The organism is Phyllobacterium sp. (assembly GCF_037994405.1).
Taxonomy (GTDB): Bacteria; Pseudomonadota; Alphaproteobacteria; order Rhizobiales; family Rhizobiaceae; genus Phyllobacterium.
This window is the reverse complement of the sequence record NZ_JBBNAN010000439.1, coordinates 12420-38720: the sequence shown is the minus strand read 5'-3', so window position 1 is coordinate 38720 and position 26301 is coordinate 12420. Positions and strand designations below refer to the sequence as shown.

Sequence of the window (26301 nt, the reverse complement as noted above, 5' to 3'; positions counted from 1 at the left end):
CTCCTCGCACAACCCGCGTTTTCAAACAACCGCATTAGCGTGCCAATTCCTTCAGACCTAGCCGGATTAGCTTGGTGGTATCCGCGCCCTCGCCCGCATCTTTCAGCGCAGCGGCCACTGCATTGGCAGCCTGATCGCGCGAATAACCGAGATTGGTGAGCGCCGACACAGCATCGGTGATCGGGCCGGAAGCAACGCCCTCGCCCAGTTCCTGCTTGAGCCCGATCGTGCCTGTCGCCTCGCCTGCAAAGGCAGGGGCTTTGTTTTTGAGTTCCGTAACGATGCGCTCGGCCACACGCTTACCGACCCCCGGTGCGCGGCTTACCATGGCGATATCGCGCAATGCGATGGCATTGGCGAGATCAGACGGAGGCAGCGTACCCAGCACGCTCAACGCCACCTTGGCGCCAATGCCCTGAACGCTTTGCAAAAGGCGGAACCATTCACGTTCCAGCGCAGTGCCGAAACCGAATAGCCGGATCAGATCCTCACGCACGTAGGTCTCGATGAGCAATACTATGGCTTCACCGGGTCCAGGCATATTGGACAGTGTCCGTGCCGAACAATAAACGACATAGCCGACGCCATGCACATCGACGATCACGTGATCCTCGCCGATTTCGTCCACCGTGCCCTTGAGTTTTCCGATCATGAGAGGCCTCTAGAGTGCCGCAAGTTTCTGTTCAATAGCAATGCGTCCGATTGCGCTTTGCCTATGGTGCGCGTGGCAGATGGCAACAGCCAGCGCATCGGCCGCATCGTCGGTATCAAACGTCGCCTTTGGCATCAGCACCTTTACCATCATGTGGATCTGCTGTTTCTCGCCATGTCCGACACCAATCACCGCCTTCTTCACTGCATTTGGTGCATATTCCGCCACGTGCAATCCGGCCAGAGCAGGCACCAACAAGGCTATCCCACGCGCCTGGCCGAGTTTCAGTGTTGCAGTTGCGTCCTTGTTGACGAAAGTGTGCTCAACTGCCGACTCGTGCGGCATCAATTCATGAATCACCCCTGCAAGGCCGTCGTGCAATTGGCAAAGGCGGGAGGCGAGGTCGAGCTTGGCATCTGAAAGGATCGTACCGGCCGCAACAAAGCGCAGCGAATTGCCTAGCGTCTCGATGATGCCCCATCCGGTCCGCCTGAGCCCGGGATCAATACCGATGATTCGAATCGCTTCTTTCATGCCGAGACCTTATCCACGTGTCGCGCATGTTGACAGCAGAAAGGTGAACAAAAGAGAAACAAATCTGTGCGCTATATCCGCGTTTTACAGAAGAATGATATCAGCGGTGGCTGAACGCAGTCGCCAGCAACGTAATTTGATCAGAAACCGGATTGGCGGAGAGTATTCGTCTCTGCTCGGCTTGCGCCCCATCATTGTAGATTTCATCGTCCATCTGACGGACGCGGGCCTGCAGGCGCAAGGAACGATGCACGATATCGCAATAGGAGAGCGGGATTTCTTCCCAGCCAGCGACCGTTTCAGGCGCCGAATCGGTATCCAGTCTAACCTTCGCTTTTTCCGAAAGAACCTGTTCCAGCGTCATCTCGCCGCTACGCGACGCCCGTTGCAAAAGCAGCCAGGATGCCACCTGCATCAGACGTGTCGTCAGCCGCATGGATTCGGCAGCGTAAAGTGTTGCGGCTGTGCGAGATAGCCGCCTGGCCGCCTCGCGACCCTCGCCATCGAGGTAGGAGGCTGCTTCTTCCACAAGGCTCATGCCTTCATCGTAGAGATGATTAAAGCCCTCCGAGCGGACCATGCGCTCTGCGAGCCGTATCGTGTTGTCCACATGGAATTCCTGTTCAGCCATTATATGCCCTACCTAAAATGCGCTGCCATAATCCGCAATTTTGCCAAAGCAGTGCCCCCTTACTGGAACAGCAAGCAAGGCACCTCAATAGTCGGTGGGCAGTATTCCCCAGCAACCTGCCTGCATCCTCACAGGAGCGCAAGTTTATCCTTAATAAAGGGTTAACGGCAGGGTGGGAGGAAAGATATGAACACAAAAAAAGAGCCGCAAACGTGGCGGCTCTCAGGAGTCTAACAGGGAGGCGTCAAACAAAGTGGCCAAACCACTTGGTAAGAATCCAGAAAACTGGATGATCAATTTATAGATTGTAGTGCTTAACGAATGGTTAACGCCGACCATCAAGTTGGAGGCACCCTTCATTCCTTCGCCAGCGGGTGCTTGGGCCAGTCCACCGTATGATCGGCCTGGACCGGACGGTCGAGATAGGTGGAGAGCACGACATAGCTGCGAGAGGCCGTGACACCGGGGATCACGTAGAGCTGCGAAAGTAGATGCTCCAGCGCCTGCGGGCCCTGCGTGCGCACCTTCAATATCATTCCGGTGTCGCCGGCCACTGAGTGCATTTCCTCGACCTCGGGAAATTCCCGCATACGCATGAGCCGCTCGCTTTTGCCCCAGCCGGTCGTATCCACGTGTACGAATGCAAGGAGCGGTTTGCCTACCGATTCGCCATCGAGCCGTGCGGCGACGGATTCAATCACCCGGGCACTGCGCAGGCGCTTGACCCGCTCGAAAACAGCCGGCGCCGAAAGCCCCACCCTCTCGCCGATCCTCGTATAGCTGAGACCTGCATCCTCGACGAGCGCTCCTAATATTTTTCGGTCGAAACCATCCAATACAGCACTGGCTGTCCGCTTGCCCCGAATACCGTTCGTTCCTTCTTTCCCCATGCGTTTTTCCCTTGCTGCAAAATTTCATTCGGCAATATCACTTTAATCCAGAAGGAAATTTTGTGAACAGCGAGGAACGTTGATGAAACGTATCATACACAACCCGACCCAACGAATTTACCCGGCAACGCCCGATTATGTTCATGCGCTGGAAATCAATGGGCCTCAGCGGATCGTCTATCTCAGCGGCACAATGGGCCTCGACGCATCCGGAACGGCGGGCAGCGATCTCACCGAACAACTGGAGCTTGTGTGGTCGAATATACGTGCGATCCTCGCCTCCGCTGGAATGACGGTTGCCAACATTGTCAGGGTTACGAGCTATTTGCGCGACGCGGCCTTTGCGACTGAGAACCAGAATGCCCGTGTTGCAGCACTCCAGGGCAATATCGTTCCGACAACAGCAATCGTGGTTCAGACCCTTTCTGCCGACTGGCTCATCGAGCTCGAGATTATTGCTGCAGCATAACCCGAGTCAGGCCTACTCGCGGGAAAGCAGCTTGGCACGTTTGCGCAGTTCGAACTTCTGGATCTTCCCCGTTGATGTCTTCGGAATGGCCTCAAACAGCACGTGCCGGGGGCATTTGAACCGCGCCAGCAGCGTTCTGCAATGGGCAATAAGTTCTTCTTCGCTGGCTTGATGCCCCGGCTTCAGTTCGACGAAGGCGAGCGGTGTTTCGCCCCATTTGTCATCCGGCCGCGCCACCACGGCACAGGCACTGACAGCAGGGAACTTGTAGAGCGCATCCTCGACCTCAATCGAGGAAATATTCTCGCCGCCGGAAATGATGATGTCCTTCGACCGGTCCTTGAGCTGGATATAACCGTCGGCATGCATGACACCAAGGTCACCGGAGTGGAACCACCCGCCTGCAAACGCCTCGTCGCTGGCTTGTCGGTTCTTGAGGTATCCCTTCATGACGATATTGCCACGGAACATTACCTCGCCGACTGTCTCGCCATCGGCCGGCACGGGACGCATGGTCTCTGGGTCGAGGACGGCAAGATCTTCCAATGCTGCATAGCGTACGCCCTGGCGCGCCTTTTTCGCCGTGCGCGGTGATGTCTCAAGCGCGTCCCATTCGTCCTGCCACTCATTGACGACTGCAGGACCGTAGGTTTCCGTGAGGCCGTAGAGATGAGTAACGGCAAACCCCGCATCCGCCATGCCAGCCAGAATCGATTCTGGAGGTGGCGCGGCAGCAGTGTTGAATGTTACCTTCTGCGGAAATGCACGCTTGTCGCTTTCCACGGCATTGATCAGCGTCGACATGACAATGGGCGCACCGCAAAGATGCGTGACGCCATGATCGGCGATCGCATCATACATCTGCTTGGCTCGCACCCAGCGCAGACAGACATGTGTGCCGAATTGCAGTGCCAGCGTCCAGGGAAAGCACCAGCCATTGCAATGAAACATCGGCAGCGTCCACAAATAGACCGGATAGCGCCCCATGCCAGATGCAATAATGTTGCCATAGCCCATCAGCGCCGCGCCGCGATGATGATAGACAACACCTTTCGGATTGCCGGTCGTGCCGGACGTATAATTGAGCGTAATGGCATCCCATTCATCATCGGGCATCGACCATACATGATCCGGGTCACCAGACTCCACAAAGGCATCATAGTCAGTACCGCCAATCGGCTTGCCCTGCGGATAGGGTGCATCGGCCGGATATTGGCTATCGACAAAATCGATGACCTTGGGCTTGACCTTGGCAAGGTTCAGCGCCTCGCGAAAAACGGCAGAAAACTCCGTATCGACAATCGCAAGCTTGGTTTCCGCATGATCAAGCTGAAATGCAATGACTGCTGCGTCGAGACGTGTGTTCAGCGAGTGCAGAACAGCCTTCGCCATCGGCACGCCGAAATGTGCTTCGAGCATAGGAGGGGTATTGGAAAGCATGACACTGACTGTATCACTTTTGCCTATTCCCTGTCTGGAGAGCGCGGATGCCAACTGCCGTGTACGTCGGTAGAATGTCCCGTAATCATAACGCTGCACCCCATGGACGATCGCGGTACGGGTGGGATAAACGCGCGCGGCCCGCTCAAGATAGGAGAGCGGCGTCAGCGGCTGATGATTTGCCGGATTGCGCTCTAGATCATGATCGAAAAGTCCGCCCATACACGCCTCCCAACGCGCTAGTGAGCGAAGCTTAAACCCGGCAGGCAAAGAGAGGCTACCGGTTTTTTCTAACACGCAAAATAAACCCGCTCCGCGATGTCTCGGAGCGGGTCGATCTGGAATGGCCCGCGAGCGGTCAGGACATGATAGCTCTGGTCACAGGCTTCATGCTCGTTCCGACGGACTTACCGGTAACAACAGGCGCGGGCTTGGCCGCCTTCGAGACAGCGCGTCCACCCCACCCAATACGCGGCAGCCATTCGAGGTAATAGGCCAAAGCAAACTGCGCCATGATTCCACTGGCTACGAGCAATGTGTCGTCCAGCAATCCACCAGGGTCCATGGCCTTGACGACCTGCGCCACCATGGCAAGGATCGTCCCAGCAACGAACACAGGCAACGAATGCTTGCCCAAAATGGCCAGCGGATGATCGGGGGCAGTGCGTGCAAGATTGGAAATCGACGGGACCGACACGATCACATAAGCCAGCGCGAGAACGTGGGCAAGACGGGTCAGAGACAGGAATGTCTTGTCGAAACCGGTGACGACCGTTGGCAGGCCCAGCGAAGTATCGATACCCCACAGCGGCCAGCGCACCCAGACCAGCGCAATCAGAATATAGGCCACAGAAAGGCCGAAGAGATATTTGTTGAAGGCGATGGTGCCGCCGCGGCGCACGTGCATGACGCCGGCTATGCCGATTGCGAAAAGGAACTGCCACGACAGCGGATTGAGAAACCAGACACCGTCTGTCGGATAGTTCGGTGGCGCGATCTGATATACACCGGAAACGAGCCATAGAGTACCCGACAGGCCCAACATGGCCGAAATGCTGATGTTTGCAATCATCAGAAACAGCGGCAGCATCAGCAAAAGCACGCCATACATCGAGAGGATATTGTTGTAGCCAAGCTGGTGACCCATTGTTGCAAGACCTATGAGGGCCTTCGCCGGTTGGTCCATCAGCGGGCCAATGTTGATGAAGGACATGAATTCCGGACGCTTCAGATAGATGCCGGCGGCGCAGAAAATCGCCAGTGTGGCGATGGTTGTCAGAATGTGTGTGCTATAAAGCGTTGCTGCCCGGCGCCAGGCCTTAAGCGTTATCAGAAAGCGGTTTCCTGCTTCAAATTTGGAGCCGTAGGCTAGCCCGACAGCAATGCCGGAAATCAGCACAAAGGCCTCCGCAGAATCGGAGAAGCCGAAATTCTTGTGGGTCAAATTCTCGTAAACCGTGCCAGGAACGTGATTGATGAAGATCGTCAGGAGCGCCAAGGCCCGGAAAACATCGATACGGGTATCCCGCTGTTTGAGCTGAGTCTGTGTCATAGCGTTCACCAATATCCTGTCATGCGAATTTCAGTTTCGCTTCCGGCCTCGATGGGAAACGACTCATGTTGCGGTTGCGATTGGTAATGTTGGCATAGGGCAAAAGTTGCGTTTCGCCTGATCAACTTTCGTTGAAAATTATAACAGGCTAACGATCCCGTCATAGGTCAGCTTCAATCCCATCAGCAGGATCATGGCGTACATGAAGGGATAGAAAACCTCCGGACGCATGCGTTTTACGATCCAGGCGCCGGCAAATGTAGCGAGCGGAGCAAGGGGTACGAGAACGGCTGATGCTTTCAGATTTGCCGTGTCGAATTGACCAAGAGCAAAATAAGGGATGACCTTCACCGCATTGATGATTGCAAAGAAAATGACGCTGGTTCCGTTATAGATCTTGGGGTCCTGCCGCAGCGGCAAGGTATAGACTTGATAGGGCGGACCGCCCGCATGAGCGACGAAACTTGTGAACCCGGCAATGGTCGACCAAAACGTGGCGGTAGCCGGGTTATGCGGTCGTGCAATTGCACGCTTGGCAGCACTCACAAAAATATAGCGCGCAAAAAATATGATCGCGATGATGCCAACGATCAGCTTCACCATGTCGTCGGTGACAACCGAGGCGGTGAGCCATCCGATGCCGACACCCAGCAACCCTCCGGGAAGCATCAGCTTCAGCGTCTTGGAATCGCGATATCCGCGCCACGACCATAGACTGGCGACATCCATGATGATCAGTATCGGCAGCATGATCGCCGCGGCCTGGACCGGCGGCATGACCAGCGCCATCAATGGTACACCGACCTGGCCCATGGCACCGCCAAGGCCACCCTTGGAAAGCCCGATCAGAATCGTGGCCGGAACGGCGGCGGCATAGAACCATGGGTTCATCAAGAGATCAGACATGGCAGGAAAATCCGGCAGGAGGGTAACCCTTCTTTAGTCCTGCTTGTCAGGAATGAAAAATGCTTTTTTTGGAAATATGCCCTGATTTGATCCATAAGGCATTGAATATACAAGGAGGAGTATTGACCCATTGCAGGAGAGGACTATTCAAAACATTCATCATCCTCTATGCCCGAATTTCATCACGTTTGCCCATTCTATAGGGCCCGTCCAATCTTAGAACGATTTAAGGTCGCAGCTATGAACACCGAACCACCGCCCCAACGCTGCCGCATCGTTCTGATCGCCCCCCAAACCGCGAGCGCCAATGAACTTGTCGAGAGGCTTCGCAACGCGCTGTCCGGCGGTGATGTCGCCTCAGTGTTATTGCCCGCATACGACGCGGACGAAACGCTATTCCAGACGATTGCCGAAGCAGCGGTCCCGGTCATCCAGAATGCGGGCGCTGCCGCAATCATTGTCGGTAATACCCAGATCGCTGGACGCGTCAAGGCAGACGGCCTGCATATAGAAGGCTCGGCTGCTGATATTGCGGCCAGCGTCGAGCGGTTTTCACCAAAGCTGATTGTTGGTACGGGCAACATCAAGAACCGGCACTCGGCACTCGAAATCGGCGAAGCGCAGCCGGACTATGTGCTGTTCGGCAAGATCGGCGCCGACAGCAAGCCGGATGCCCATCCGCGCAATGTTGAACTTGCCGACTGGTGGGCCTCCATGGTCGAAATCCCCTGCATCGTCCAGGCCGGCAACAGTCTTGAAAGCATCCCGGACGCTGCATTGACAGGTGCGGAATTCATTGCGCTGAGTGCTGCCATATTTGATGGAAACGATCCGGCTGCTGCGGTCAAGGAGGCCAACAGGCTACTCGACCAACATGCACCGAGATTCGAGGAATAGACGTTCATGGCAGCAAGCCCCGGAAAACTTCTATCCATTGTTGCAGCAATGCTGGCAGCCTCCCCGGTTCTGACGTTGGCGGCTTTCGCCCAGACGGCGGAAAAACCGACGGTCGTCGAGCCGGCAAAGCCGGCGGTTGCGCCGCCTGCGTCATCAGCGCCTGCTCCCGAAAATCGCGCTTCTCCTGAAACCACCCCAAAACAGGACAAGCCGAAATCACCCGGTGATCCCGAGCTGGAAAAGGTTAATCCGACACGGTTTGGCAAGGCGCCGCCCGACGAAGCTTTCGGCGCCTATCAGCGTGGCCTATACAAGACTGCATACAATCTGGCGTTACCACGCGCCGAAGCAGGGGATGGCGCAGCACAGGTGCTGCTTGCCGAAATGCTGGCACGCGGCCTTGGTATTCCGGTCAATATGGCAGAATCGGCCAAGTGGTATGACAAGGCCGCCGAGCAGGGCGTACCTGAGGCACAATTCCGCTATGCGGCAATTCTGCTGCAAGGCAAATATGCCCCAAAGGATGTCAGGAAGGCCAAGGACCTGACGAAGTCGGCGGCCGATGCCGGAAACGCCGCAGCACAATTCAACTACGGACAAATCCTTATACAGGAGCGACCAGGCGCCGCCGGTCTTGAAAACGCCTATCCCTGGTTTCAAAAGGCAGCCGATCAGGGTCTGCCGGACGGTGAATACGCGGTAAGCCAAGTGCTCGCAAATGGCACGTCCACGATCCCCCGCGATTTGGCAAAAGCTCGCCTCTATCTCATCAAGGCTGCCATCAAGGGCCACGATACAGCCCAGCTTGATCTCGGCAGTTGGCTTGTCGCCGGGCTCGGAGGACCGCATGAATACAAGGCGGGGTTTGGATGGATGTTAAGGGCAGCGACAGGCGGCAATGTGGCAGCGCAGGCGCGTCTCGCCAAGCTCTACCGTGATGGCATTGGCGTGGAGGGCGATTTCATCAAGGCCGCCGCCTGGTACATCGTTGCCAAGCGTGCCGGCTTGAATGACCCGGACCTTGATTCCTTTATGGATGGTCTCGATGACGACCAGAAGCAGGCCGCCATTACCGAGGCGAACAAACTGCAATAACGCTGTGTGCAATTTGTTGCGTTGACGGATCATGCGCGCCGGACGTAGCTTCTGATCAAGACTTGAACGGCTTGATGAAGATGGGAATTCGAAATGCCGCTGATGAATCGTGCTCATGAAATGCAACAACACGTCGCCGAATGGCGCCGGCATCTGCATGAAAATCCAGAAATTCTCTACGACGTGCACGAAACATCGCGCTTTGCCGCCGAGAAGCTGCGGGAGTTCGGCTGCGATGCTATTGAGACCGGCATTGGTCAAACTGGCGTCGTTGGCCTCATTCGCGGTCGCCATGGCGATGGCCCGGTAATCGGTTTCCGCGCAGATATGGACGCCCTGCCTATCACCGAAGCCAGCGGCAAGCCATGGGCCTCGAAAATAACCGGCAAAATGCACGCATGCGGTCACGATGGCCATACGGCCATGCTGCTCGGCGCAGCACAATACCTTGCCGAAACGCGTAATTTCAAAGGCACGATCGCAGTCATCTTCCAGCCAGCCGAAGAAGGGGGCGCTGGCGCTCGTGCAATGATTGACGATGGCTTGATGGACCGCTTTGCCATCCGCGAAGTCTATGGCATGCACAATGCACCGGGTCTTCCCGTTGGCCAGTTCGCCACCCGCAAGGGTTCGATCATGGCGGCGACCAACGAATTCGAGATAACAGTGACCGGGCGCAGTGGGCACGCCGCCAAGCCACACACCACGATAGACCCTGTGGTGATTTCGGCACACATTATTCTTGCCCTGCAATCGATCGTTTCGCGCGAGACCGACCCGCTTAAGGCACTCGTCGTGTCCGTGACGCAGCTTAATGGCGGTGACGCATCCAATGTCATTCCCGATGTCATCAAGTTGAGCGGCACGGTGCGCACCCTTGTGCCGGAAATTCGCGAGTTTGCACAGAAACGGGTGACGGAAATCGCAGAGTCCACCGCCGCCGTATTTGGCGGCAAGGCGGAAGTTGTTTACCACCAAGGGTATCCAGTCACATTCAATCATGACCGGGAAACGGATTTTGCCGTCAGTATTGCTCAAACAATCGTTGGTGACGCTGCCGTCAATACGAGTATGCCGCCGGTTATGGGTGCGGAGGACTTTTCCTATATGCTGGAAAGCCGTCCCGGCGCTTTTGTGTTTCTTGGCAATGGCGATACGCCGGGACTCCACAATTCAGCCTATGATTTCAATGACGACGCCATTCCCTATGGTATCAGCTACTGGGTTTCGTTGGCGGAGACTGCACTAGCCGCCTGACGTCACTATCCACCTGCAATACAGAGAGCATGGAGCTGGATTCCGTGCTTTCGCTTGCCTAATGCGCAAATTTGTGGTCTTGGAGGCGCCAATATTGGCCCCACGATGAAGTTCGGCGCCAATTCCAACATCAATCCGGATAGAAAAATGAAAATCAACGGTAATGAAATCCGTCCAGGCAATGTAATCGAGCATGATGGCAGCCTCTGGGTCGCGGTCAAGACCAACGCCGTAAAGCCTGGCAAGGGTGGCGCGTACAATCAGGTCGAGCTCAAAAACCTTCTCAACGGCACCAAGCTCAATGAGCGCTTCCGCGCCGCCGAGACCGTCGAAAAGGTTCGCCTCGAGCAGAAGGATTTCTCCTTCCTCTACGAACAGGGCGACGCACTGATTTTCATGGATACCGACAGCTACGAACAGCTCGAATTGCAGAAGGATTTCGTCGGCGATCGCGCTGCCTTCCTCCAGGACGGCATGATGGTCACTGTTGAACTTTATGATGAGCGGCCAATCGGCATTTCCCTTCCCGATCAGGTCACGCTGGCAATCACCGAGGCAGATCCTGTCGTTAAGGGTCAGACCGCAGCATCGTCTTATAAGCCGGCTGTGCTTGAGAACGGTATCCGTGTTCTCGTTCCCCCGTTTATCTCGTCGGGCGAGCGCATTGTCGTCGATACCAACGAACTAACTTATATTCGCCGCGCTGACTGAGCCGGTTCAAGGGGGCTGGTTTCCTCAGCGCCCTCACTTTTGATCTGACGGAGAAATATCCAAAATGGCGCGTTCAGCGATTCTCAATGTAATGGTGCAGGCTGCCATGAAGGCGGGACGCTCCTTGGCGCGCGATTTTGGCGAAGTACAGAATCTCCAGGTTTCGCTCAAGGGTCCAGGCGATTACGTCAGCCAGGCCGACAAGAAGGCCGAAGAGATTATCTATGCAGAATTACGTCGCGCCCGTCCCGACTACAGTTTCCTGATGGAAGAATCGGGGGCGGTTGAAGGCAGTGACAGTCAGCACCGCTGGCTGGTCGATCCGCTCGATGGCACCACCAATTTCCTGCATGGTATTCCGATGTTTGCAGTGTCCATTGCACTCGAACGTCAAGGGCAAATTGTTGCCGGTGTGATTTTCAATCCTGCCATGGACGAGCTCTACACCGCTGAACGCGGCGGTGGTGCGTTCCTCAATGACCGCCGCCTTCGCGTTGCCGGTCGTGCCAAGCTGGTAGATGCCGTCATTGGCACAGGCGTTCCGCATCTCGGTCGCGGCCACCACGGAAACTATCTCGTCGAACTTCGCAATGTTATGGGCGAGGTATCGGGCGTGCGCCGCATGGGCGCGGCCGCTCTCGACCTTGCCTATGTGGCGGCTGGCCGCCTGGACGGCTTCTGGGAAAGCGGTCTTTCACCTTGGGATATCGGCGCCGGAATCATTATGGTCCGCGAGGCGGGCGGATTTGTTACGGATTTCGACGGCGGACAAGATGTTGTCGAAAGCAAATCCATCGTCGCCGGCAACGAAGCCATCCAGCGCGCACTTCTGAAAACGCTCAAGAAGCCAATCTGAGCTCTCTGCTATGTGGTGCAAACGCGGTTGAATTTGATCCGATAAGAACAAATTCAACCGTTGCCCCATTGCACTTCCATTTTCACCACGATTTCGGTTAGGGTCGCACAAATCGATTTGGTCGACGCGGAGACGATGCAATGGCTGATTTCAGTTCGACCCGACAGGGTATGGACGGTGACGAATATGATCCCTACCGGCTATCCAGCCCGCGGTTTGTTCTATTATCGATGGCGATCTTTCTGGCGATCGTTGCATTTCTTGCCGCCATCCTCTTTCGGCAGATCTCGGTCTTCTTTGTCACCAATCCCGGCCTCAACAGCCTGATTATCGGCGTTCTTGTCGTTGGTATCCTTCTTGGCTTTGGTCAGGTCATCCGCCTCTTTCCGGAGGTGCGCTGGGTCAACTCCTTCCGTCAGGGCAACAATGATCCTAATGCCAAGCCCGTGATGTTAGCGCCTATGCGTGCCCTGATCGGACGACGCCAATCCATGGCTCTCTCGACAAGCGCGATGCGCTCGTTGCTCGATTCGATCGCTGCGCGCCTCGATGAAACCCGCGACATTTCCCGTTACTTGATCGGTCTTCTGGTGTTTCTCGGCCTACTCGGAACGTTCTGGGGCCTTCTTGAAACAATCGGCTCCATCGGCCAGACAATCCAGTCGCTCGACCCACGCGCAGGGGACGCAAACAGCGTCCTCGACTCGCTCAAGGCCGGGCTGCAATCACCGCTTCGCGGCATGGGCACCGCGTTTTCATCCTCGCTCTTTGGTCTTTCCGGCTCGCTCATCCTCGGTTTTCTCGATCTTCAGGCCGGGCGTGCGCAGAACCGCTTCTACATCGAGCTTGAAAACTGGCTTTCCAGCGTCACCGATCTAGGATCCGACTTGCATGCGCTCGATGCTGCAAGCAGCGGAACATCTGACGAACTCCGTGCCTTGTCAGAGCGCCTGCAGAACATTCAGGAGACAGGTGGATCGAGCCAGCGCACCACAGCAGCCCTGGCGAGCCTCGCCGAAGGCATTCAGGGCCTTGTGAAGAACATGCGGTCGGAACAACAGATGATGCGCGATTGGGTGGAAAAGCAGGCGGACGAGCAAAAATCCATACGCCAGACATTGGCCAAACTCGGAGATGCCATTTCTCGTAACAAGGTAGATTGACCACATGGCTCTTATTCGTAATCGCAAAGCTCTACGCCACGTCGATTACTGGCCGGGTTTCGTTGACGCGCTATCGACGTTGCTGCTGTCGATCATGTTCCTGTTGTCGGTGTTCGTGTTGGCGCAGTTCCTCCTGAGCCAGGAAATCACTGGCAAGGACGCCGTTCTCAACCGGCTTAACGCCCAAATCAATGAGCTCACGCAGCTCCTGTCGCTGGAGCAAGGCAACAAACAGGATCTTGAAGACACGATCGCCAACCTTCAGGCCTCCCTGACCAATGCACAGAATGAGCAGTCGCGTCTGCAATCATTGCTTTCGCAAGGCGCCGGCGCAGGCGCGGCTGCAGAGGGTAAGATCAACGAGCTCTCGACCGGCCTCGAAAACGAAAAGCAGATCAGTGCGCGTGCGCTGTCACAGGTGGAGATCCTCAACCAGCAGATTGCGGCCCTGCGCAAACAGATTGCCGCTCTGGAAGATGCACTGAATGCCTCCGAAACGCGCGACAAGGAGTCCAATGCCAAGATCGCTGACCTGGGCAAGCGCCTCAATGTGGCCTTGGCACAGCGCGTGCAGGAGCTCAACCGTTATCGCTCTGACTTCTTCGGCCGACTGCGCGAGATCCTCTCCGATCGCGAAAATATCCGCATTGTTGGCGATCGGTTTGTCTTTCAGTCCGAAGTCCTTTTCCCTTCGGGTATGGCCGTTCTGAACGAAGCTGGCTCTGAAGAAATGAAGAAGCTCGCCGTCGCCCTGATCGACCTGCAGAAGGAAATTCCTGATGACATCAACTGGGTTCTGCGCGTCGACGGTCACACGGACAATATCGCGCTTTCCGGTACTGGCCAGTTCAAGGATAATTGGGAGCTGTCGTCCGCTCGCGCCATTTCCGTCGTCAAGTTCCTGATCGCCAACGGCGTTCCAGCCAACCGGCTCGTCGCGGCGGGTTTTGGCGAGTTCCAGCCGCTCGAGCCCGGCGATACGCCAGAAGTCCGCGCCCGCAATCGGCGTATCGAGCTGAAATTGACGGAGCGCTGAGATCGAGGGTCAGGACCTGTTAATCTGATCGAAATGGCGCCTGAAACGGCAAGAAGATGCGAGGAGGGCGGGGTCTTTCCCCCGGGCCGAACGGTTCGACACTTGAGCTTGCCGCCGTTTCGGCGTCCGCCGGATATGGGCCATCTGACCAGCAACGTCCTCGCAAAGGACTTGAAAATGGATAAACATTTCTTGTCCCTTTGCTCCTCGTATCCGAACGAAAAGCCAAATACCATTTCGACCAGATTAACAGGTCCTGACCCTAAAGGTAGATCAGTGCCAGCAATGCTAGCAAAGCGGGGGCAGCCTGCACGTAAAGGATTTTCCGGCTGACGGTTAGCGCGCCAAAGATCCCGGCAACGATCACGCAGCCAAGGAAAAACGCTTTGATGGCGAAGCCAGCATCGCCGAGCCACAGCCCCCAAACCAATCCGGCAACCAGAAAGCCATTGTAAAGCCCCTGGTTCATTGCAAGTGCCTTGGAGGCGGAAGCGAATTCCTGCGTCAACCTGAAGGTCTTCAAACCCAATGGCTTGTCCCATGCGACCATTTCCAGAAACATGAAATAGACGTGCAATAGCGCCACCAGCACCATCAGGATGTTTGCAATCATGCTCGATCTCCCCTTGCCCCAACTCGACAAAAGCATCGGATGATTCGAATGGCAATGGGTAGGTTATTCGGCAGCGCCCTTGAAGGCGTCGGCTCCCGCTTCGAACTGCAGCTTGGCCAAGCTGGCATAGATGCCGTTTTGCTTGACCAGCGTTTGATGGGTGCCTTCCTCGACGATGCGGCCATCATCCATGACGAGAATGCGGTCGGCCTTGAGCACGGTCGCAAGGCGGTGGGCAATGACGAGCGTGGTCCTGCCCTGCATGAGGTGGTCGAGCGCTTTCTGAACGAGCATTTCGCTTTCGGCGTCGAGTGCGGAGGTTGCTTCGTCAAGCAGCAGGATCGGCGCGTCGCGCAGGATAGCCCGGGCAATGGCAATGCGCTGGCGCTGGCCACCAGACAGCGTCACGCCGCGCTCGCCGACCTGTGTGTCATAACCATGATCCAGCGCCACAATGAAATCATGCGCGAGCGCCGCCCCGGCGGCTGCCTCGATCTCGGGATTGCTGGCATCAGGTCGGCCAAAGCCGATATTCTCGCGCGCGCTCGCGGCAAAAATCGTCGTATCCTGCGGAACGATAGCGATACGCGAGCGAAGGGCTGACGGATCTGCATCACGCAGATCGACGCCGTCGACACGAATGCTACCTGATACCGGATCGTAGTAGCGCAGCAGCAGCGAAAACACAGTACTCTTGCCAGCGCCGGATGGGCCGACGATCGCCACTGTCTCACCCGGCCGAATCGTGAAATCGAGACCCTTCAGTGCCGGGGCATCGGGACGCGTCGGGTAGTTGAACTGTACATCTTCGAAAGTGACCGAGCCAATTGGCGGCCAGGGCAGCGCGGCAGGATTGGCCGGTGCAGCAATGACAGGCGTCTCAGCCAATATTTCCATCAGCCGCTCCGCAGCTCCCGAAGCTTGGCTGAGTTCACCCCACACCTCGGAGAGCGCACCGAGTGCTCCTGCGGCAAACACCGAATAGAGCAGAAATTGGCCAAGCGTTCCTGGTGTGATCGCACCGGATAGAACATCACGTGACCCGAACCAGAGCACGGCGACCACGCTCGAAAAGATCATGAAGATTGCGAATGCTGTCAGGACTGCCCTCGCCTTCACTGAAGATCGGGCCGCAAGAAAGGCGTCCTCAACCGCGGCACCAAACCGTCCGGTCGCCAGCTTTTCATTGGTGAAGGCCTGCAGCGTACGTACTGATAAGATGGATTCGCTTGCATAGGCTGTGGCGTTAGCCAGCGTATCCTGCGCAGCGCGAGAGCGGCGCCGGACTGATCGGCCGAATGCAACCAGCGGAATGATGATCACCGGGATGGCAGCGATGACCAGACCCGAGAGTTTTGGACTCGTTATGATCATCATAACGATGGCGCCAAAGGCAAGAATAACGTTGCGCAGTGCAACTGAAGCCGTAGCACCAACGGCCGATTTGATCTGCGTCGTGTCAGCAGTCAGCCTTGAGACGATCTCGCCCGATTGGGTATTGTCGAAGAACGCCGGCGAGAGCTTCGTCAGATGAGCGAACAGATCATGGCGCAGATCAGAAACAATCCGCTCGCCAAGTGTAATGACAAAATAGTAACGGCCGGCCGAAGCGACCGCGAGGAGGGCAGCAAGCAGGACCAGCATGCCGAAATAGTTATTGATAAAAGCACCATTGGCGCCCGTGAAGCCGTGATCGATCATGCGGCGAACGGCAAGTGGAAGCGTCAATGTCGTTGCTGCTGCAAGGACCAGCGAGACCATTGCACCAGCCACCATGCCCTTGTAGCGGGACATATAGGGGAAGATGCGGCGCAGCGGCTTCAACGAGCGCCGCTTTCTTTCCGTCTCTTTTGACTGAGATGGAGCCATATCGGCCATTGTATCTGTCTTCCTCACATCGCTATGCGACTTTGCGGCCAGACGGCCTTGTTATTGCTTAAAGGCTGATGTATAGGCTCGCCAACAGTTTTGGAAGCCCACGCCCCTGTGACGTTTGGCTTCATCTCTACCAATCGGCTCCCAACCGGCATCCCACATAGTCAGTGGCTCTGGTTTTGTGCCCTCTAGTTTAGGACAATACAGATGAAAGCCAAGATTCATCCCGATTATCATACCATCAAGGTTGTCATGACCGATGGCACCGAATACCTGACCCGCTCCACTTGGGGTAAGGAAGGCGATACGATGAACCTCGATATCGACCCGTCCACCCATCCGGCATGGACCGGTGGTTCGCAGCAGCTCACCGATCGTGGCGGCCGCGTGTCGAAGTTCAAGAGCCGTTTTGCGAATCTCGGCATATAAGTTTTATCCGCAAACTGGATTTGAAGACGGCTCCGATCATTCGGGGCCGTCTTCGTTTTTGGGCAATCCAGATGGCTGCCCTGAGCCAATAACAAGGGAGCTGCGATTACTCTTCCGCGTCGCTCGCCTTGCACTCGGAGAGCAGGGTCTTTTCCTGTGCACCCGGTGAAGCATCGAGGTAAGACAGGATCGCGCCATCACCCTCGGTATGCCAGCGGTAGCCGTCTTGCTGATCGATCGCGATATAAAGCGCACCCGAGCCGCTTTGCGCGCTACGCATCGGCACCAGCTTATTTTCGACGTTGATCACTGCAAAGGCCGAACCATCTTTCGTATTGATGTAGGTCGCGTCGACGATCACACCCCGCTCGCAGAGATAGGTGGATTGTTCAATCCGGTCTTCGGCCGCCTGCTGCGCGCCCGCAGGCAGCACCACAGCGAAACCAAGCGCGGTCGCGGCAAATATGGCAAGCTTTTTCATGACGGTTCCCTGCGGCTCTGACTCGTTTGAAAATCATAGCGCATAGGCAGCGGAAATGAAGGGCTTGCGGCGTATTTTCAGTTCGCACATCAGTGATGCAGCTTCAATAACTATCAGTTGTATCGAGACCTGGCTTGCCGGCCCGCAAGCTTGATCTCCAAGCAGAGCAGGCACATCGGGTTGTTCGACAAGTCGCTGATTTGCCAATAGCTTTTTTCAATCTTGTCTGCACGCAAAGGGAAGGAGAGCCCGATGACTGACACGACTTCAGGTAGCAAGATTGTTTCAAGGACAGCGATCGAGCCAAGTCTTCATAGGGTCATGGGCCCTTGGCTTCTACTCCTGTTCATCGTCGGTGATATCCTCGGAACCGGAATATATGCGCTCACTGGACAAGTAGCAAAACAGGTTGGCGGGGTGGTCTGGCTGCCCTTTCTCGTGGCTTTCATCGTCGCTGTGGTCACCGCCTTGAGTTATCTTGAACTCGTAACGAAATATCCGAAGGCGGCAGGCGCCGCGCTCTATACACACAAGGCATTCGGCATTCATTTCATCACATTCATTGTTGCATTCACCGTCATGTGCTCCGGCATCACGTCCGCGTCGACGGCATCGCGCGCCTTCGCGGCCAATCTTTCCGGAGCATTTCAGCTCAATCTCGAAGCCGGCATCGGCATCTCCCTCGTCGCCCTTGCCTTCATGGGCATCGTCGCGGCGGTTAACTTTCGTGGTGTGGGCGAAAGTGTGAAAGCCAATGTCGTTCTCACAATGGTTGAACTGACCGGCCTGCTGATCATCATATTATCGGGCTGTGGGCTATTGCGGGTGGTCAGGGTGACGTATCCCGCATCACGCAGTTCACGACAGCGCCGGATTCCAGCGTCTTCTGGTCGGTCATGGCGGCCACCACCCTCGCTTTCTTCGCCATGGTCGGTTTCGAGGATTCCGTCAACATGGCAGAGGAATGCAAGGACCCGACAAGAATTTTTCCGAAGGTACTGCTGGCCGGTCTGTTCATTACCGGAGCCATTTACGTACTCGTCTCCATCTCTGCCATTACCCTGGTTTCACCATCAGAGCTTGGCGAAGGCGAAACACCGCTGCTCAAGGTGGTTCAGGCAGGTGCGCCGAATTTCCCGTTATGGATTTTCGGCTTCATCACCATGTTCGCCGTCGCCAATAGCGCCTTGATCAACATGCTGATGGCCAGCCGTCTCGTTTATGGCATGAGCCGAGAACATGTTCTTCCGCCAGTGTTTGGCAAGGTACATCCACGCCGGCGCACGCCCTATCTCGCCATTGCTTTCACTACATTGCTGGCATTTTGCCTGATCATGTTTGTCGGCGAGGTTCCAGCACTCGGCGGCACAACAGCGCTGCTGTTGCTGCTCGTCTTCACCATCGTCAATGTAGCCGTGCTGATCCTGCGGCGGGAAACCGTCGATCACCAGCATTTCCGTACCCCGACCTTCCTGCCGGTTCTGGGCGCGATTTCTTGCGCCTTCTTTGCCGGTCCCTGGACAGGGCGTGATCCGGTACAATACAAGATTGCCGGGATCCTCATCGGTATTGGCATTGCCTTGTGGATAGTCACGGTTCTCATCAACCGGGCGACCGGTGTCAAACCCGCGGAACCGGATATGGAAACGCTCGGCGGCGGCGGCCCCACGAACTAATCATAAATGAAAAATCCCGCCAGACTTTCGGCTGGCGGGATCGAACTCGACAGATTTTGCAAAGGATCAGGCCGCGCTGAGTTTGGCCAGAACTTCGTCGCTTACCTCGAAATTCGCATAAACATTCTGAACGTCATCATCATCGTCCAATGTCGAGATAAGTCGAAGAACCGACTGGGCCTTTTCTTCATCCACTGGTGCCGTTGTCTGTGGCTTCCAGATCGCTTTGATCGACTCGGCTTCGCCGAGCGTGCTTTCCAGAGCCTTCGACACCTCGCCGATATCCTCGAAACCGCAGAGGATCACATGGCCGTCTTCGTCGCTCGTAACGTCGTCGGCACCAGCCTCGATCGCAGCTTCCATCACCTTGTCGGCATTGCCGGCTTCGGGCTTGTAGGTAATTTCACCGACGCGGTTGAACATGAAGCCCACCGACCCCGTTTCGCCCATTGCGCCGCCGGCCTTGGTAAAGGCGGCACGGACATTGGAGGCGGTGCGATTGCGGTTATCCGTCAAGGCCTCGACAATGACGGCAACCCCGCCCGGGCCATAACCTTCGTAACGTACTTCTTCATAATTGTCGGCGTCGCCGCCGGCAGCTTTCTTGATGGCGCGTTCGATATTGTCCTTCGGCATCGACTGTGCCCGAGCATTCTGCACGGCGAGACGAAGCCGCGGATTCATCGTCGGGTCGGGCAAGCCCTGTTTTGCGGCGACGGTAATTTCGCGCCCGAGCTTGGAGAAGATTTTTGACCGCACGGCGTCCTGGCGCCCTTTGCGATGCATGATGTTCTTGAATTGTGAATGACCTGCCATGGCACCCCTGCGTGCTTAATACGGTTGTTGTGTTTCACATCAGGGGCCCTGCAAGTTGAGGCTGCGGGCTACTCCGGACAGAAACATGCTTCTGGAATGGCGCCCTTATAGGTAAAAAGCGGCGTCTCGTCCAGCGCACAAACGTGTTTAGCTGCCACACTATTTTTTCAAGATAGCTTGAGGCGGGTCTCGGGATAGCCTGTTGCTGAAACGGCCGAGCAAAGGTCAAACCACTCGCACCCCGTGCAAGCGGAGCGCGTGACGCCATTCAGAAAGGCATTGCGCAAGTCATCGAGTATCCCGCCATCGAGGTTGATGACATCACCCGCATGCAATGGCCGGCCTAGCAACTGGCCGACATCGCGTGCGGCTTTGGCATCGCGCTCCGCAACGCTGTCACGAAGGCAATGCGGTTCACGCGTCGCAAGGAGAGGCTGGCAGATATCGTCCGGCCCCTCGTGGATCATGATATCCTCGCCGGCCATCAGCCGTGCAATGACCTGATTGTAGTTAGCGGTAAAGGCCGGATTATAGCCTTTGCCGACATAGGTCAGCATGCACAGCAGATGATGCGGGCGAAGCTTTATAGTCAAGACAGGCGAACCAGAATTCCCGAACGGCGCAACAGTTCGATCGTTGCGGCCGCCAGCGCCGATTTGAGCACACCACCCACGATGAAGGGGGCGACACCGAATACCCAGGCTTTCTCAAACCCGATTATGCTAGCAAGCCAGGACGCACCGAGCACGAGGCAGAGCGCATTGCCTAGAAGCATGACAATAGCTGAAACGAACGGATTGCGGGTCAGACCGCGCTCAGCGAGAAGGCCAACAAAGGCTGCAACAACCGGAAAGGCAAAGAGATAGCCAGCCGTCGGTCCAGCAAAGTGAACAAAACCGCCTGCCCCGCCGGCCAGCACCGGAAAGCCGATCATAGCCTCGGCGAGCCAAGCGATGACCGTCAGGCCGCCCAGGCGCCATCCATAAAGCGCTCCGACCAAGGTTACAGCGAATGTCTGCATGGTGACCGGGACCGGATACATCGGCACCTCGATCCACGAGCTGACAGCGAGAAACGCCGTACCGATCAGCACAGCCAAGACCTTGTAGGCTAGTGGACTGTTGGCGAATCTCAGAGGAACGAAAGCACCGGAAAACGTCATGTGGTTCATTGAATTAGAGTCCTTGTACGAATGTTGAATTATTCTGCGGCCTGCGCCTTCTTTTTCCTGCGCCGTGCCAGCATGTTGAGGGCTTCGACAAGGGCAGAAAAGCCCATCGCCGCGTAAATATAGCCTTTCGGCACGTGGAACCCGAAACCATCGGCAATCAGCGTCATACCGATCATCAGAAGGAAGCCCAAGGCAAGCATGACGATCGTCGGATTGGCCGCAATGAACTTCGACAGCGGCTCGGCAGCGAGCAACATGACTGTCACGGCGGCGATGACGGCAATCACCATGATGGCGATTTCATCGGTCATACCGACGGCGGTTATGATCGAGTCCACCGAAAACACCAGATCGAGCACAAGTATCTGCGTAATCGCTGCGCCCATTGTCAATGTCACAGCCTTGCCAATGACATCTTCCTTGGCGTCCTCATGATCGACCGTATGATGGATCTCTTTTGTAGCCTTCCACACCAGGAACAATCCACCGGCAATCAGGATGAGGTCACGCCATGAGAAACCGTGCCCGAAGGCTTCGAACACCGGCTCAGTCAACCGAACGATGATCGAAATGGCGAACAGCAGGGCCAGTCGGAGAATGAGTGCCGCACTAATGCCAAGGCGGCGCGCACGCGCCTGCTGGGCCTTTGGAAGCTTATTGGTGAGGATCGAAATGAAGATGAGATTGTCGATGCCGAGCACGACCTCCATCACGACGAGCGTGACAAGTGCAATCAGACCGGATGGCTGATAGATGAAATCGAAATGAGACAGAAGTGCTTCCATGGGGGTCGTTCCTGCGTTGCTGTTGGCCCGGATGGTGCAAACCGAAGACGGATGTAATAGGTCGTTTCAGAAGTCATTTCCAAAACGATGGGATTGTCTCTTCAAGTCTCGGGCCAAGCCGCAAAGGTGCGATCTTTTCGGCAAGCCCGGTGCGGTCTGAAATCTCGACGCCAACACCGCAAATTGTCGCCTTGCCGCTGGCCGCTTCAAATCGGCCCTTCGGCACCTTGGACAGGAAGCGGTTGAGCGGCTCTTCCTTGTCCATGCCGAGCGAGGAATCATAGTCGCCGCACATTCCCGCGTCGGACATATAGGCCGTACCGCCATTCAGGATTTGTGCGTCCGCGGTCGGCACATGGGTATGGGTACCTACGACGAAGCTGGCGCGGCCATCGACAAAATGTCCGAAACACTGTTTTTCGCTGGTCGCTTCCGCATGGAAATCGAAAACGACGGCGTCCGCCTGTTCACCCAACGGACATGCCGCCAGAATTTCCTCGGCAACGGTAAAAGGATCATGTAGGTCCGGATGCATGAAAACCCGGCCCAGAATGTTGGAAACGAGTACGCGCGCTCCATTCTTGGCAAGAAAAACACCAGAACCTTTGCCGGCCGTACCGAGCGGGAAATTCGCGGGTCGCAGGAAACGCTGTTCCCGCGCCGCAAAGACCAGCGCCTCGCGCTGATCCCAGACGTGGTTACCTGTCGTGACAACATCTGCACCGGCGTTGATCGTATCGTGGAAGATATCTTCGGTGATGCCAAAGCCGCCGGCGGCATTTTCGCCATTGACGATGGTAAAGTCGAGTTTCAGATCGGATATCAAACCCGGCAATTGCTCATAGACAGCTGTCCGGCCCGAACGGCCCACCATGTCACCAAGAAAAAGTAATCTCACGCCTATATCCTGACAAAAAGCCCCCGTTCCTGCGGGGCTCATAATTGTTAACTGGCTTTATCGATCCTGCCAAACCTGCGCAACCCGCTTTCGGTCAGGATAGCCTCCAGCGGCATGTCATGCGGCTCATCCGGCACGATTTCGACCTCCTGGCAGTCAAATGCCACGCCTATCAGCCGCGGATTGACGCCTATCTCCTGGAGGCGCGCAATTGCGCGGTCATAATAGCCCGCACCATAGCCGATACGGTGACCGCGCGCATCAAAGGCCGCAAGCGGCACCAGCATGAAGGTGGGATCAAGGACCGGAGCATCCTCCGGGGGGCCTGCCGTACCAAAACCGGTGTCGATCATTGAAGCCCCCCGCACCAGCTCCCGAAACAGGATAGTCTTCTTGTCCATGATTACGGGCAGGCAAAGCTGAGCTCCGCGATCACGCAGACCGAAGAGGAGCGGACGCAGATCCACTTCCGAACGGATAGGCCAGAAACCCGAGACGATGGTACCGCGATCAAGCACAAACGACGCGAGGCCGACATCTGCGATCCGCATCGATGCTTCGATGCGATCTTCGATCTCAAGCGCATCACGTCGGCCCAACGCCTCGAGCCGCAGATGTTTCTTCAGTTCTTTGACGGGAGAATGGTGCTTCACAGTGGATCTCATGAGGCGCTGACGGCGAGCCAGCTCGGGATGAGCACGAAATAAAAGTGGCGTCCACACAACCGATGGAGAAGTCGATCCCGGGAACCTACAAAGTAGGTGGGCGCCGTGTGAGGAAGCCCACGGGCCTCCTCAGGGACAGCTCCCTAAGGGATCATTAAGGCCCCGGGGAATATGTCTCTCCTGTCGAGAAGCGCAGAGCGCCGCCACAAATATAGGACGGATGCTTGTCTTGCACCAGTGGCGTTGTCGGCTAATTTCGCACTCTTGCCCTCGTTCCATCCCAACTCTAATCTCGTCCCATCGCGAAAGGACCTATGATGCGGTTTGAAGGAACAGCGGCCTATGTGGCCGATAAGGATTTGATGGTGGCCGTGAATGCGGCGATTGCACTTGAACGGCCACTTCTCGTCAAGGGCGAGCCTGGAACCGGCAAGACGGAACTTGCCCGTCAGATTGCTTCTGCACTTGATCTCGATCTGATCGAATGGAATGTCAAATCGACTACGAAGGCACAGCAGGGCCTTTATGAATATGATGCGGTGAGCCGGTTACGGGATTCGCAGCTTGGGGACACCCGGTTCAACGATATAAAGAACTACATCAAGCCGGGCAAACTGTGGGACGCATTCACCGCCGATAGGAAAATCGTGCTCCTCATCGATGAGATAGACAAAGCCGACATCGAATTCCCCAATGATTTGTTGCAGGAACTCGATCGCAACGAGTTTTACGTCTACGAAACCGGCGAGACCATCCGCGCCGCGCATCGGCCCATTGTCATTATTACTTCGAATAACGAGAAGGAACTGCCGGACGCTTTTCTGCGGCGCTGCTTCTTCCACTACATCAAATTCCCCGATGTCGACACACTGACCAGGATCGTCGAGGTGCATTATCCCGGCATCAAGCAGAATCTTGTGCGCGCCGCCCTCACACAGTTCTACGAAATCCGCGTGGTCCCCGGCCTGAAGAAGAAGCCCTCCACATCAGAGGCGCTCGACTGGATCAGACTGCTTGTTGCCGATGACATCGCACCGGAAGATCTGCGCGCCGATCCGAAAAATGCATTGCCCAAATTGCATGGAGCGCTGTTGAAGAATGAGCAGGACGTGCACCTGTTTGAACGATTGGCCTTCATGGCGAGGAGACAGGGATAAATGAGCGTTGAAGTCCGCCCTCTACGGAAATCCGATGAAGCCGAATGGCGCCGGCTGTGGACCGGCTATCTGACCTTCTACGAGACGACCGTCTCTGAAGATGTCTATCGGACCACATTCGCGCGGCTGACGTCAGGCGCCGACCATGAGTATCGCGGTTTTATTGCCGAGGTTGACGGCAAGCCAGTGGGCCTCACCCATTACCTATTCCATCGCCATTGCTGGAGTGTCGAGAATGTCTGCTATCTGCAGGATCTCTATGCTGATCCGGAAGTGCGCGGCAAGGGCATCGGCCGCGCTCTTATCGAGGCCGTCCACGCCGAAGCAACAAAGGCCGGTGCGCATTCGGTCTATTGGACGACCAACCAGAACAATGCGACGGCAAGGCTGCTATATGACCGCATCGCCAAGGTCACGCCGTTCATCAAATATGTGAAGATGGTCTGAAAGCTATGTTCATCCCCTTCTTCCTTGAACTCAAAGCGGCGAAGGTTCCCGTATCCTTGCGGGAATACCTGACGCTGCTTGAGGGCATGGATGCGGGGCTCGTAACCTATGATGTCGAAGGCTTCTATTACCTTGCCCGGTCGTCGCTGGTGAAGGACGAGCGGTACATGGACCGCTTCGACCAGATTTTCGGCCATGTCTTCAAGGGCATCGAAACCTTGAGCGGCGATGGCGGTATCAATATTGCCAATCTTCCGGAGGAGTGGTTGCGGCGGCTGGCGGAAAAACACCTGACGGAGGAAGAGAAAAAGCTGATCGAAGCGCTTGGCGGCTTTGACAAGCTGATGGAAACCCTGCGCCAGCGCCTGGAGCAACAGAAGGGACGACATCAGGGCGGTTCGAAATGGATCGGCACGGCCGGGACATCGCCCTTTGGCGCCTATGGCTACAACCCGGAAGGCGTAAGGATCGGCCAGGACGAGAGCCGTCACCGCGGTGCCGTCAAGGTCTGGGACAAGCGCGAGTTCAAAAACTTTGACGATGGCGTCGAACTCGGTACGCGCAATATCAAGGTTGCACTGAAAAGGTTGCGGCGCTGGGTGCGCGAAGGCGCTGAGGATGAGCTGGACCTGTCGGGAACGATCAGATCAACGGCAGAGCATGGTTATCTGGACGTCCAGACCCGTCCAGAACGGCGAAACCATGTGAAACTCCTGATGTTCTTCGATGTCGGCGGTTCAATGGACGAACACATCAAGATTGCGGAAGAACTGTTTTCGGCCGTGCGCTCCGAGTTCAAGCACATGGAATACTTCTACTTCCACAATTGCCTTTATGAAAGCGTTTGGAAGGACAATCGCCGCCGCTATACACAAAGCATCCCGACGCTGGATATCATCCATAAATATGGCTCGGACTATAAGGTTATCTTCGTTGGCGATGCGGCCATGGCACCCTATGAAGTCTCGCATCCCGGCGGTTCAGTCGAACACTGGAACGAGGAAGCAGGTAGCGTCTGGCTTATGCGTGTGCTCGATCAATGGAAGAATACGGTCTGGCTCAACCCTACCAAGGAAGCCTATTGGGACTATACGGCATCGACAACCATGATCCGCAAGATTTTCGCGCATCGCATGTATCCGCTCACCCTTTCAGGTATCGAAACCGCGACGCGCGAACTGTCGCGCAGGCATTGACCG

Annotated in this window: 29 protein-coding genes, 1 other RNA gene and 1 pseudogene; 14 read left to right on the top strand and 17 right to left on the bottom strand. The window is 56.2% G+C overall.

The window, feature by feature from the left end; all coding sequences use genetic code 11:
* Positions 1–34 precede the first annotated feature (34 nt).
* The 4 genes from ruvA to AAAC48_RS23815 form a co-directional block, all read right to left on the bottom strand.
* Positions 35–652 carry a Holliday junction branch migration protein RuvA gene (gene ruvA / locus AAAC48_RS23830; protein WP_340656563.1) on the bottom strand — a complete coding sequence of 206 codons (618 nt, stop codon included), beginning with the start codon at positions 650–652 and terminating at the stop codon, positions 35–37.
* A gap of 9 nt (positions 653–661) precedes the next feature.
* Positions 662–1186, bottom strand: a complete 525-nt coding sequence (ruvC, locus tag AAAC48_RS23825; protein ID WP_340656562.1) for a crossover junction endodeoxyribonuclease RuvC — start codon at positions 1184–1186, stop codon at positions 662–664.
* 100 nt (positions 1187–1286) lie between these two features.
* A complete protein-coding gene (locus tag AAAC48_RS23820; RefSeq protein WP_340656561.1) occupies positions 1287–1817 on the bottom strand; it encodes a DUF1465 family protein in 531 nt (176 codons plus the stop codon).
* Between the two features lie 356 nt (positions 1818–2173).
* Positions 2174–2707: an Lrp/AsnC family transcriptional regulator gene (locus tag AAAC48_RS23815; protein WP_340656560.1), complete on the bottom strand. Its 534-nt coding sequence runs from the start codon at positions 2705–2707 to the stop codon at positions 2174–2176.
* Between the two features lie 82 nt (positions 2708–2789).
* Between AAAC48_RS23815 and AAAC48_RS23810 the strand changes: the two genes are divergently transcribed.
* Positions 2790–3176 (top strand): RidA family protein, encoded by a 387-nt coding sequence (locus AAAC48_RS23810; protein WP_340656559.1) that lies wholly within the window; start codon positions 2790–2792, stop codon positions 3174–3176.
* 12 nt (positions 3177–3188) lie between these two features.
* Here AAAC48_RS23810 and AAAC48_RS23805 read toward each other — a convergent pair whose 3' ends face one another.
* From AAAC48_RS23805 to AAAC48_RS23795, 3 genes are all read right to left on the bottom strand, one after another.
* Positions 3189–4838, bottom strand: a complete 1650-nt coding sequence (locus AAAC48_RS23805; protein WP_340656558.1) for an acyl-CoA synthetase — start codon at positions 4836–4838, stop codon at positions 3189–3191.
* Positions 4839–4974: 136 nt separating this feature from the next.
* Positions 4975–6168 carry an OpgC domain-containing protein gene (gene opgC, locus AAAC48_RS23800; protein ID WP_340656557.1) on the bottom strand — a complete coding sequence of 398 codons (1194 nt, stop codon included), beginning with the start codon at positions 6166–6168 and terminating at the stop codon, positions 4975–4977.
* Between the two features lie 138 nt (positions 6169–6306).
* The gene (locus AAAC48_RS23795; protein WP_340656556.1) at positions 6307–7074 is read right to left on the bottom strand and encodes a sulfite exporter TauE/SafE family protein; all 768 of its coding nucleotides are present in this window, start codon (positions 7072–7074) and stop codon (positions 6307–6309) included.
* Between the two features lie 240 nt (positions 7075–7314).
* On the opposite strand from AAAC48_RS23795, the gene AAAC48_RS23790 reads away from it, so the two are divergent.
* From AAAC48_RS23790 to AAAC48_RS23760, 7 genes are all read left to right on the top strand, one after another.
* Positions 7315–7971 carry a thiamine phosphate synthase gene (locus tag AAAC48_RS23790; RefSeq protein ID WP_340656555.1) on the top strand — a complete coding sequence of 219 codons (657 nt, stop codon included), beginning with the start codon at positions 7315–7317 and terminating at the stop codon, positions 7969–7971.
* A gap of 6 nt (positions 7972–7977) precedes the next feature.
* Positions 7978–9066: a tetratricopeptide repeat protein gene (locus AAAC48_RS23785; protein ID WP_340656554.1), complete on the top strand. Its 1089-nt coding sequence runs from the start codon at positions 7978–7980 to the stop codon at positions 9064–9066.
* 93 nt (positions 9067–9159) lie between these two features.
* On the top strand, positions 9160–10323 hold the full coding sequence (locus AAAC48_RS23780) for a M20 aminoacylase family protein (protein WP_340656553.1): 1164 nt from the start codon (positions 9160–9162) through the stop codon (positions 10321–10323).
* A 147-nt stretch (positions 10324–10470) separates the two neighbouring features.
* A complete protein-coding gene (gene efp / locus AAAC48_RS23775; protein WP_340656552.1) occupies positions 10471–11034 on the top strand; it encodes an elongation factor P in 564 nt (187 codons plus the stop codon).
* 64 nt (positions 11035–11098) lie between these two features.
* The gene (locus tag AAAC48_RS23770; protein WP_340656551.1) at positions 11099–11890 is read left to right on the top strand and encodes an inositol monophosphatase family protein; all 792 of its coding nucleotides are present in this window, start codon (positions 11099–11101) and stop codon (positions 11888–11890) included.
* Between the two features lie 140 nt (positions 11891–12030).
* A complete protein-coding gene (locus AAAC48_RS23765; RefSeq protein ID WP_340656550.1) occupies positions 12031–13053 on the top strand; it encodes a MotA/TolQ/ExbB proton channel family protein in 1023 nt (340 codons plus the stop codon).
* Between the two features lie 4 nt (positions 13054–13057).
* Positions 13058–14089, top strand: coding sequence for a peptidoglycan -binding protein (locus AAAC48_RS23760; protein ID WP_340656549.1), 1032 nt, complete (start codon positions 13058–13060; stop codon positions 14087–14089).
* 262 nt (positions 14090–14351) lie between these two features.
* On the opposite strand, the gene AAAC48_RS23755 is transcribed toward AAAC48_RS23760, so the two are convergent.
* The gene (locus AAAC48_RS23755) at positions 14352–14702 is read right to left on the bottom strand and encodes a DUF1304 domain-containing protein (protein WP_340656548.1); all 351 of its coding nucleotides are present in this window, start codon (positions 14700–14702) and stop codon (positions 14352–14354) included.
* A gap of 63 nt (positions 14703–14765) precedes the next feature.
* Entirely contained in the window at positions 14766–16580 is a 1815-nt protein-coding gene (locus tag AAAC48_RS23750; RefSeq protein WP_340656547.1) for an ABC transporter transmembrane domain-containing protein, read from the bottom strand.
* Positions 16581–16784: 204 nt separating this feature from the next.
* On the opposite strand from AAAC48_RS23750, the gene rpmE reads away from it, so the two are divergent.
* Complete coding sequence (rpmE, locus tag AAAC48_RS23745) at positions 16785–17006, top strand: 50S ribosomal protein L31 (RefSeq protein WP_106667026.1); 222 nt, start codon at positions 16785–16787, stop codon at positions 17004–17006.
* 106 nt (positions 17007–17112) lie between these two features.
* On the opposite strand, the gene AAAC48_RS23740 is transcribed toward rpmE, so the two are convergent.
* Positions 17113–17487: an MliC family protein gene (locus tag AAAC48_RS23740; RefSeq protein WP_340656546.1), complete on the bottom strand. Its 375-nt coding sequence runs from the start codon at positions 17485–17487 to the stop codon at positions 17113–17115.
* Positions 17488–17739: 252 nt separating this feature from the next.
* On the opposite strand from AAAC48_RS23740, the pseudogene AAAC48_RS23735 reads away from it, so the two are divergent.
* Positions 17740–18249 (top strand): annotated as a pseudogene (locus AAAC48_RS23735) (amino acid permease); the annotation flags it as partial.
* A gap of 38 nt (positions 18250–18287) precedes the next feature.
* Positions 18288–19163 (top strand): APC family permease, encoded by an 876-nt coding sequence (locus AAAC48_RS23730; protein WP_340656588.1) that lies wholly within the window; start codon positions 18288–18290, stop codon positions 19161–19163.
* Positions 19164–19229: 66 nt separating this feature from the next.
* On the opposite strand, the gene AAAC48_RS23725 is transcribed toward AAAC48_RS23730, so the two are convergent.
* The 7 genes from AAAC48_RS23725 to ssrS all read right to left on the bottom strand — a co-directional run bounded on the left by AAAC48_RS23725 (position 19230) and on the right by ssrS (position 23700).
* The gene (locus tag AAAC48_RS23725) at positions 19230–19979 is read right to left on the bottom strand and encodes a YebC/PmpR family DNA-binding transcriptional regulator (protein ID WP_340656545.1); all 750 of its coding nucleotides are present in this window, start codon (positions 19977–19979) and stop codon (positions 19230–19232) included.
* 167 nt (positions 19980–20146) lie between these two features.
* Positions 20147–20572, bottom strand: a complete 426-nt coding sequence (locus tag AAAC48_RS23720) for a DUF1284 domain-containing protein (protein WP_340656544.1) — start codon at positions 20570–20572, stop codon at positions 20147–20149.
* The gene (locus tag AAAC48_RS23715) at positions 20569–21150 is read right to left on the bottom strand and encodes a biotin transporter BioY (RefSeq protein WP_340656543.1); all 582 of its coding nucleotides are present in this window, start codon (positions 21148–21150) and stop codon (positions 20569–20571) included. Before AAAC48_RS23715 ends, AAAC48_RS23720 begins: the two co-directional genes overlap by 4 nt.
* A 29-nt stretch (positions 21151–21179) precedes the next feature.
* Complete coding sequence (locus AAAC48_RS23710) at positions 21180–21935, bottom strand: TerC family protein (RefSeq protein ID WP_340656542.1); 756 nt, start codon at positions 21933–21935, stop codon at positions 21180–21182.
* Positions 21936–22008: 73 nt separating this feature from the next.
* On the bottom strand, positions 22009–22833 hold the full coding sequence (locus AAAC48_RS23705; protein WP_340656541.1) for a TIGR00282 family metallophosphoesterase: 825 nt from the start codon (positions 22831–22833) through the stop codon (positions 22009–22011).
* Between the two features lie 47 nt (positions 22834–22880).
* Positions 22881–23486 carry a 5-formyltetrahydrofolate cyclo-ligase gene (locus AAAC48_RS23700; protein ID WP_340656540.1) on the bottom strand — a complete coding sequence of 202 codons (606 nt, stop codon included), beginning with the start codon at positions 23484–23486 and terminating at the stop codon, positions 22881–22883.
* A gap of 57 nt (positions 23487–23543) precedes the next feature.
* Positions 23544–23700, bottom strand: a non-coding RNA gene (gene ssrS, locus AAAC48_RS23695) — 6S RNA.
* A 115-nt stretch (positions 23701–23815) separates the two neighbouring features.
* Between ssrS and AAAC48_RS23690 the strand changes: the two genes are divergently transcribed.
* From AAAC48_RS23690 to AAAC48_RS23680, 3 genes are read left to right on the top strand one after another with little or no spacing between them, the layout of a single operon-like run.
* The gene (locus AAAC48_RS23690; protein WP_340656587.1) at positions 23816–24655 is read left to right on the top strand and encodes a MoxR family ATPase; all 840 of its coding nucleotides are present in this window, start codon (positions 23816–23818) and stop codon (positions 24653–24655) included.
* Positions 24656–25102 carry a GNAT family N-acetyltransferase gene (locus AAAC48_RS23685; protein WP_340656539.1) on the top strand — a complete coding sequence of 149 codons (447 nt, stop codon included), beginning with the start codon at positions 24656–24658 and terminating at the stop codon, positions 25100–25102.
* 5 nt (positions 25103–25107) lie between these two features.
* A complete protein-coding gene (locus tag AAAC48_RS23680; RefSeq protein ID WP_340656538.1) occupies positions 25108–26298 on the top strand; it encodes a VWA domain-containing protein in 1191 nt (396 codons plus the stop codon).
* Positions 26299–26301 lie beyond the last annotated feature (3 nt).

Excerpts from the sequence above, each read along its gene's own strand:
- rpmE (WP_106667026.1), top strand. The coding sequence starts at position 16,785 with ATGAAAGCCAAGATTCATCCCGATTATCATACCATCAAGGTTGTCATG.
- AAAC48_RS23685 (WP_340656539.1), top strand. The coding sequence starts at position 24,656 with ATGAGCGTTGAAGTCCGCCCTCTACGGAAATCCGATGAAGCCGAATGG.
- AAAC48_RS23810 (WP_340656559.1), top strand. The coding sequence starts at position 2,790 with ATGAAACGTATCATACACAACCCGACCCAACGAATTTACCCGGCAACG.
- AAAC48_RS23815 (WP_340656560.1), bottom strand. The coding sequence starts at position 2,707 with ATGGGGAAAGAAGGAACGAACGGTATTCGGGGCAAGCGGACAGCCAGT.
- AAAC48_RS23790 (WP_340656555.1), top strand. The coding sequence starts at position 7,315 with ATGAACACCGAACCACCGCCCCAACGCTGCCGCATCGTTCTGATCGCC.
- AAAC48_RS23740 (WP_340656546.1), bottom strand. The coding sequence starts at position 17,487 with ATGAAAAAGCTTGCCATATTTGCCGCGACCGCGCTTGGTTTCGCTGTG.
- AAAC48_RS23750 (WP_340656547.1), bottom strand. The coding sequence starts at position 16,580 with ATGGCCGATATGGCTCCATCTCAGTCAAAAGAGACGGAAAGAAAGCGG.
- AAAC48_RS23725 (WP_340656545.1), bottom strand. The coding sequence starts at position 19,979 with ATGGCAGGTCATTCACAATTCAAGAACATCATGCATCGCAAAGGGCGC.
- ruvA (WP_340656563.1), bottom strand. The coding sequence starts at position 652 with ATGATCGGAAAACTCAAGGGCACGGTGGACGAAATCGGCGAGGATCAC.
- opgC (WP_340656557.1), bottom strand. The coding sequence starts at position 6,168 with ATGACACAGACTCAGCTCAAACAGCGGGATACCCGTATCGATGTTTTC.
- AAAC48_RS23715 (WP_340656543.1), bottom strand. The coding sequence starts at position 21,150 with ATGAACCACATGACGTTTTCCGGTGCTTTCGTTCCTCTGAGATTCGCC.
- AAAC48_RS23760 (WP_340656549.1), top strand. The coding sequence starts at position 13,058 with ATGGCTCTTATTCGTAATCGCAAAGCTCTACGCCACGTCGATTACTGG.
- AAAC48_RS23765 (WP_340656550.1), top strand. The coding sequence starts at position 12,031 with ATGGCTGATTTCAGTTCGACCCGACAGGGTATGGACGGTGACGAATAT.
- AAAC48_RS23690 (WP_340656587.1), top strand. The coding sequence starts at position 23,816 with ATGCGGTTTGAAGGAACAGCGGCCTATGTGGCCGATAAGGATTTGATG.
- AAAC48_RS23785 (WP_340656554.1), top strand. The coding sequence starts at position 7,978 with ATGGCAGCAAGCCCCGGAAAACTTCTATCCATTGTTGCAGCAATGCTG.
- AAAC48_RS23710 (WP_340656542.1), bottom strand. The coding sequence starts at position 21,935 with ATGGAAGCACTTCTGTCTCATTTCGATTTCATCTATCAGCCATCCGGT.
- AAAC48_RS23770 (WP_340656551.1), top strand. The coding sequence starts at position 11,099 with ATGGCGCGTTCAGCGATTCTCAATGTAATGGTGCAGGCTGCCATGAAG.
- AAAC48_RS23780 (WP_340656553.1), top strand. The coding sequence starts at position 9,160 with ATGCCGCTGATGAATCGTGCTCATGAAATGCAACAACACGTCGCCGAA.
- AAAC48_RS23820 (WP_340656561.1), bottom strand. The coding sequence starts at position 1,817 with ATGGCTGAACAGGAATTCCATGTGGACAACACGATACGGCTCGCAGAG.
- efp (WP_340656552.1), top strand. The coding sequence starts at position 10,471 with ATGAAAATCAACGGTAATGAAATCCGTCCAGGCAATGTAATCGAGCAT.
- AAAC48_RS23680 (WP_340656538.1), top strand. The coding sequence starts at position 25,108 with ATGTTCATCCCCTTCTTCCTTGAACTCAAAGCGGCGAAGGTTCCCGTA.
- AAAC48_RS23755 (WP_340656548.1), bottom strand. The coding sequence starts at position 14,702 with ATGATTGCAAACATCCTGATGGTGCTGGTGGCGCTATTGCACGTCTAT.
- AAAC48_RS23805 (WP_340656558.1), bottom strand. The coding sequence starts at position 4,838 with ATGGGCGGACTTTTCGATCATGATCTAGAGCGCAATCCGGCAAATCAT.
- ruvC (WP_340656562.1), bottom strand. The coding sequence starts at position 1,186 with ATGAAAGAAGCGATTCGAATCATCGGTATTGATCCCGGGCTCAGGCGG.
- AAAC48_RS23795 (WP_340656556.1), bottom strand. The coding sequence starts at position 7,074 with ATGTCTGATCTCTTGATGAACCCATGGTTCTATGCCGCCGCCGTTCCG.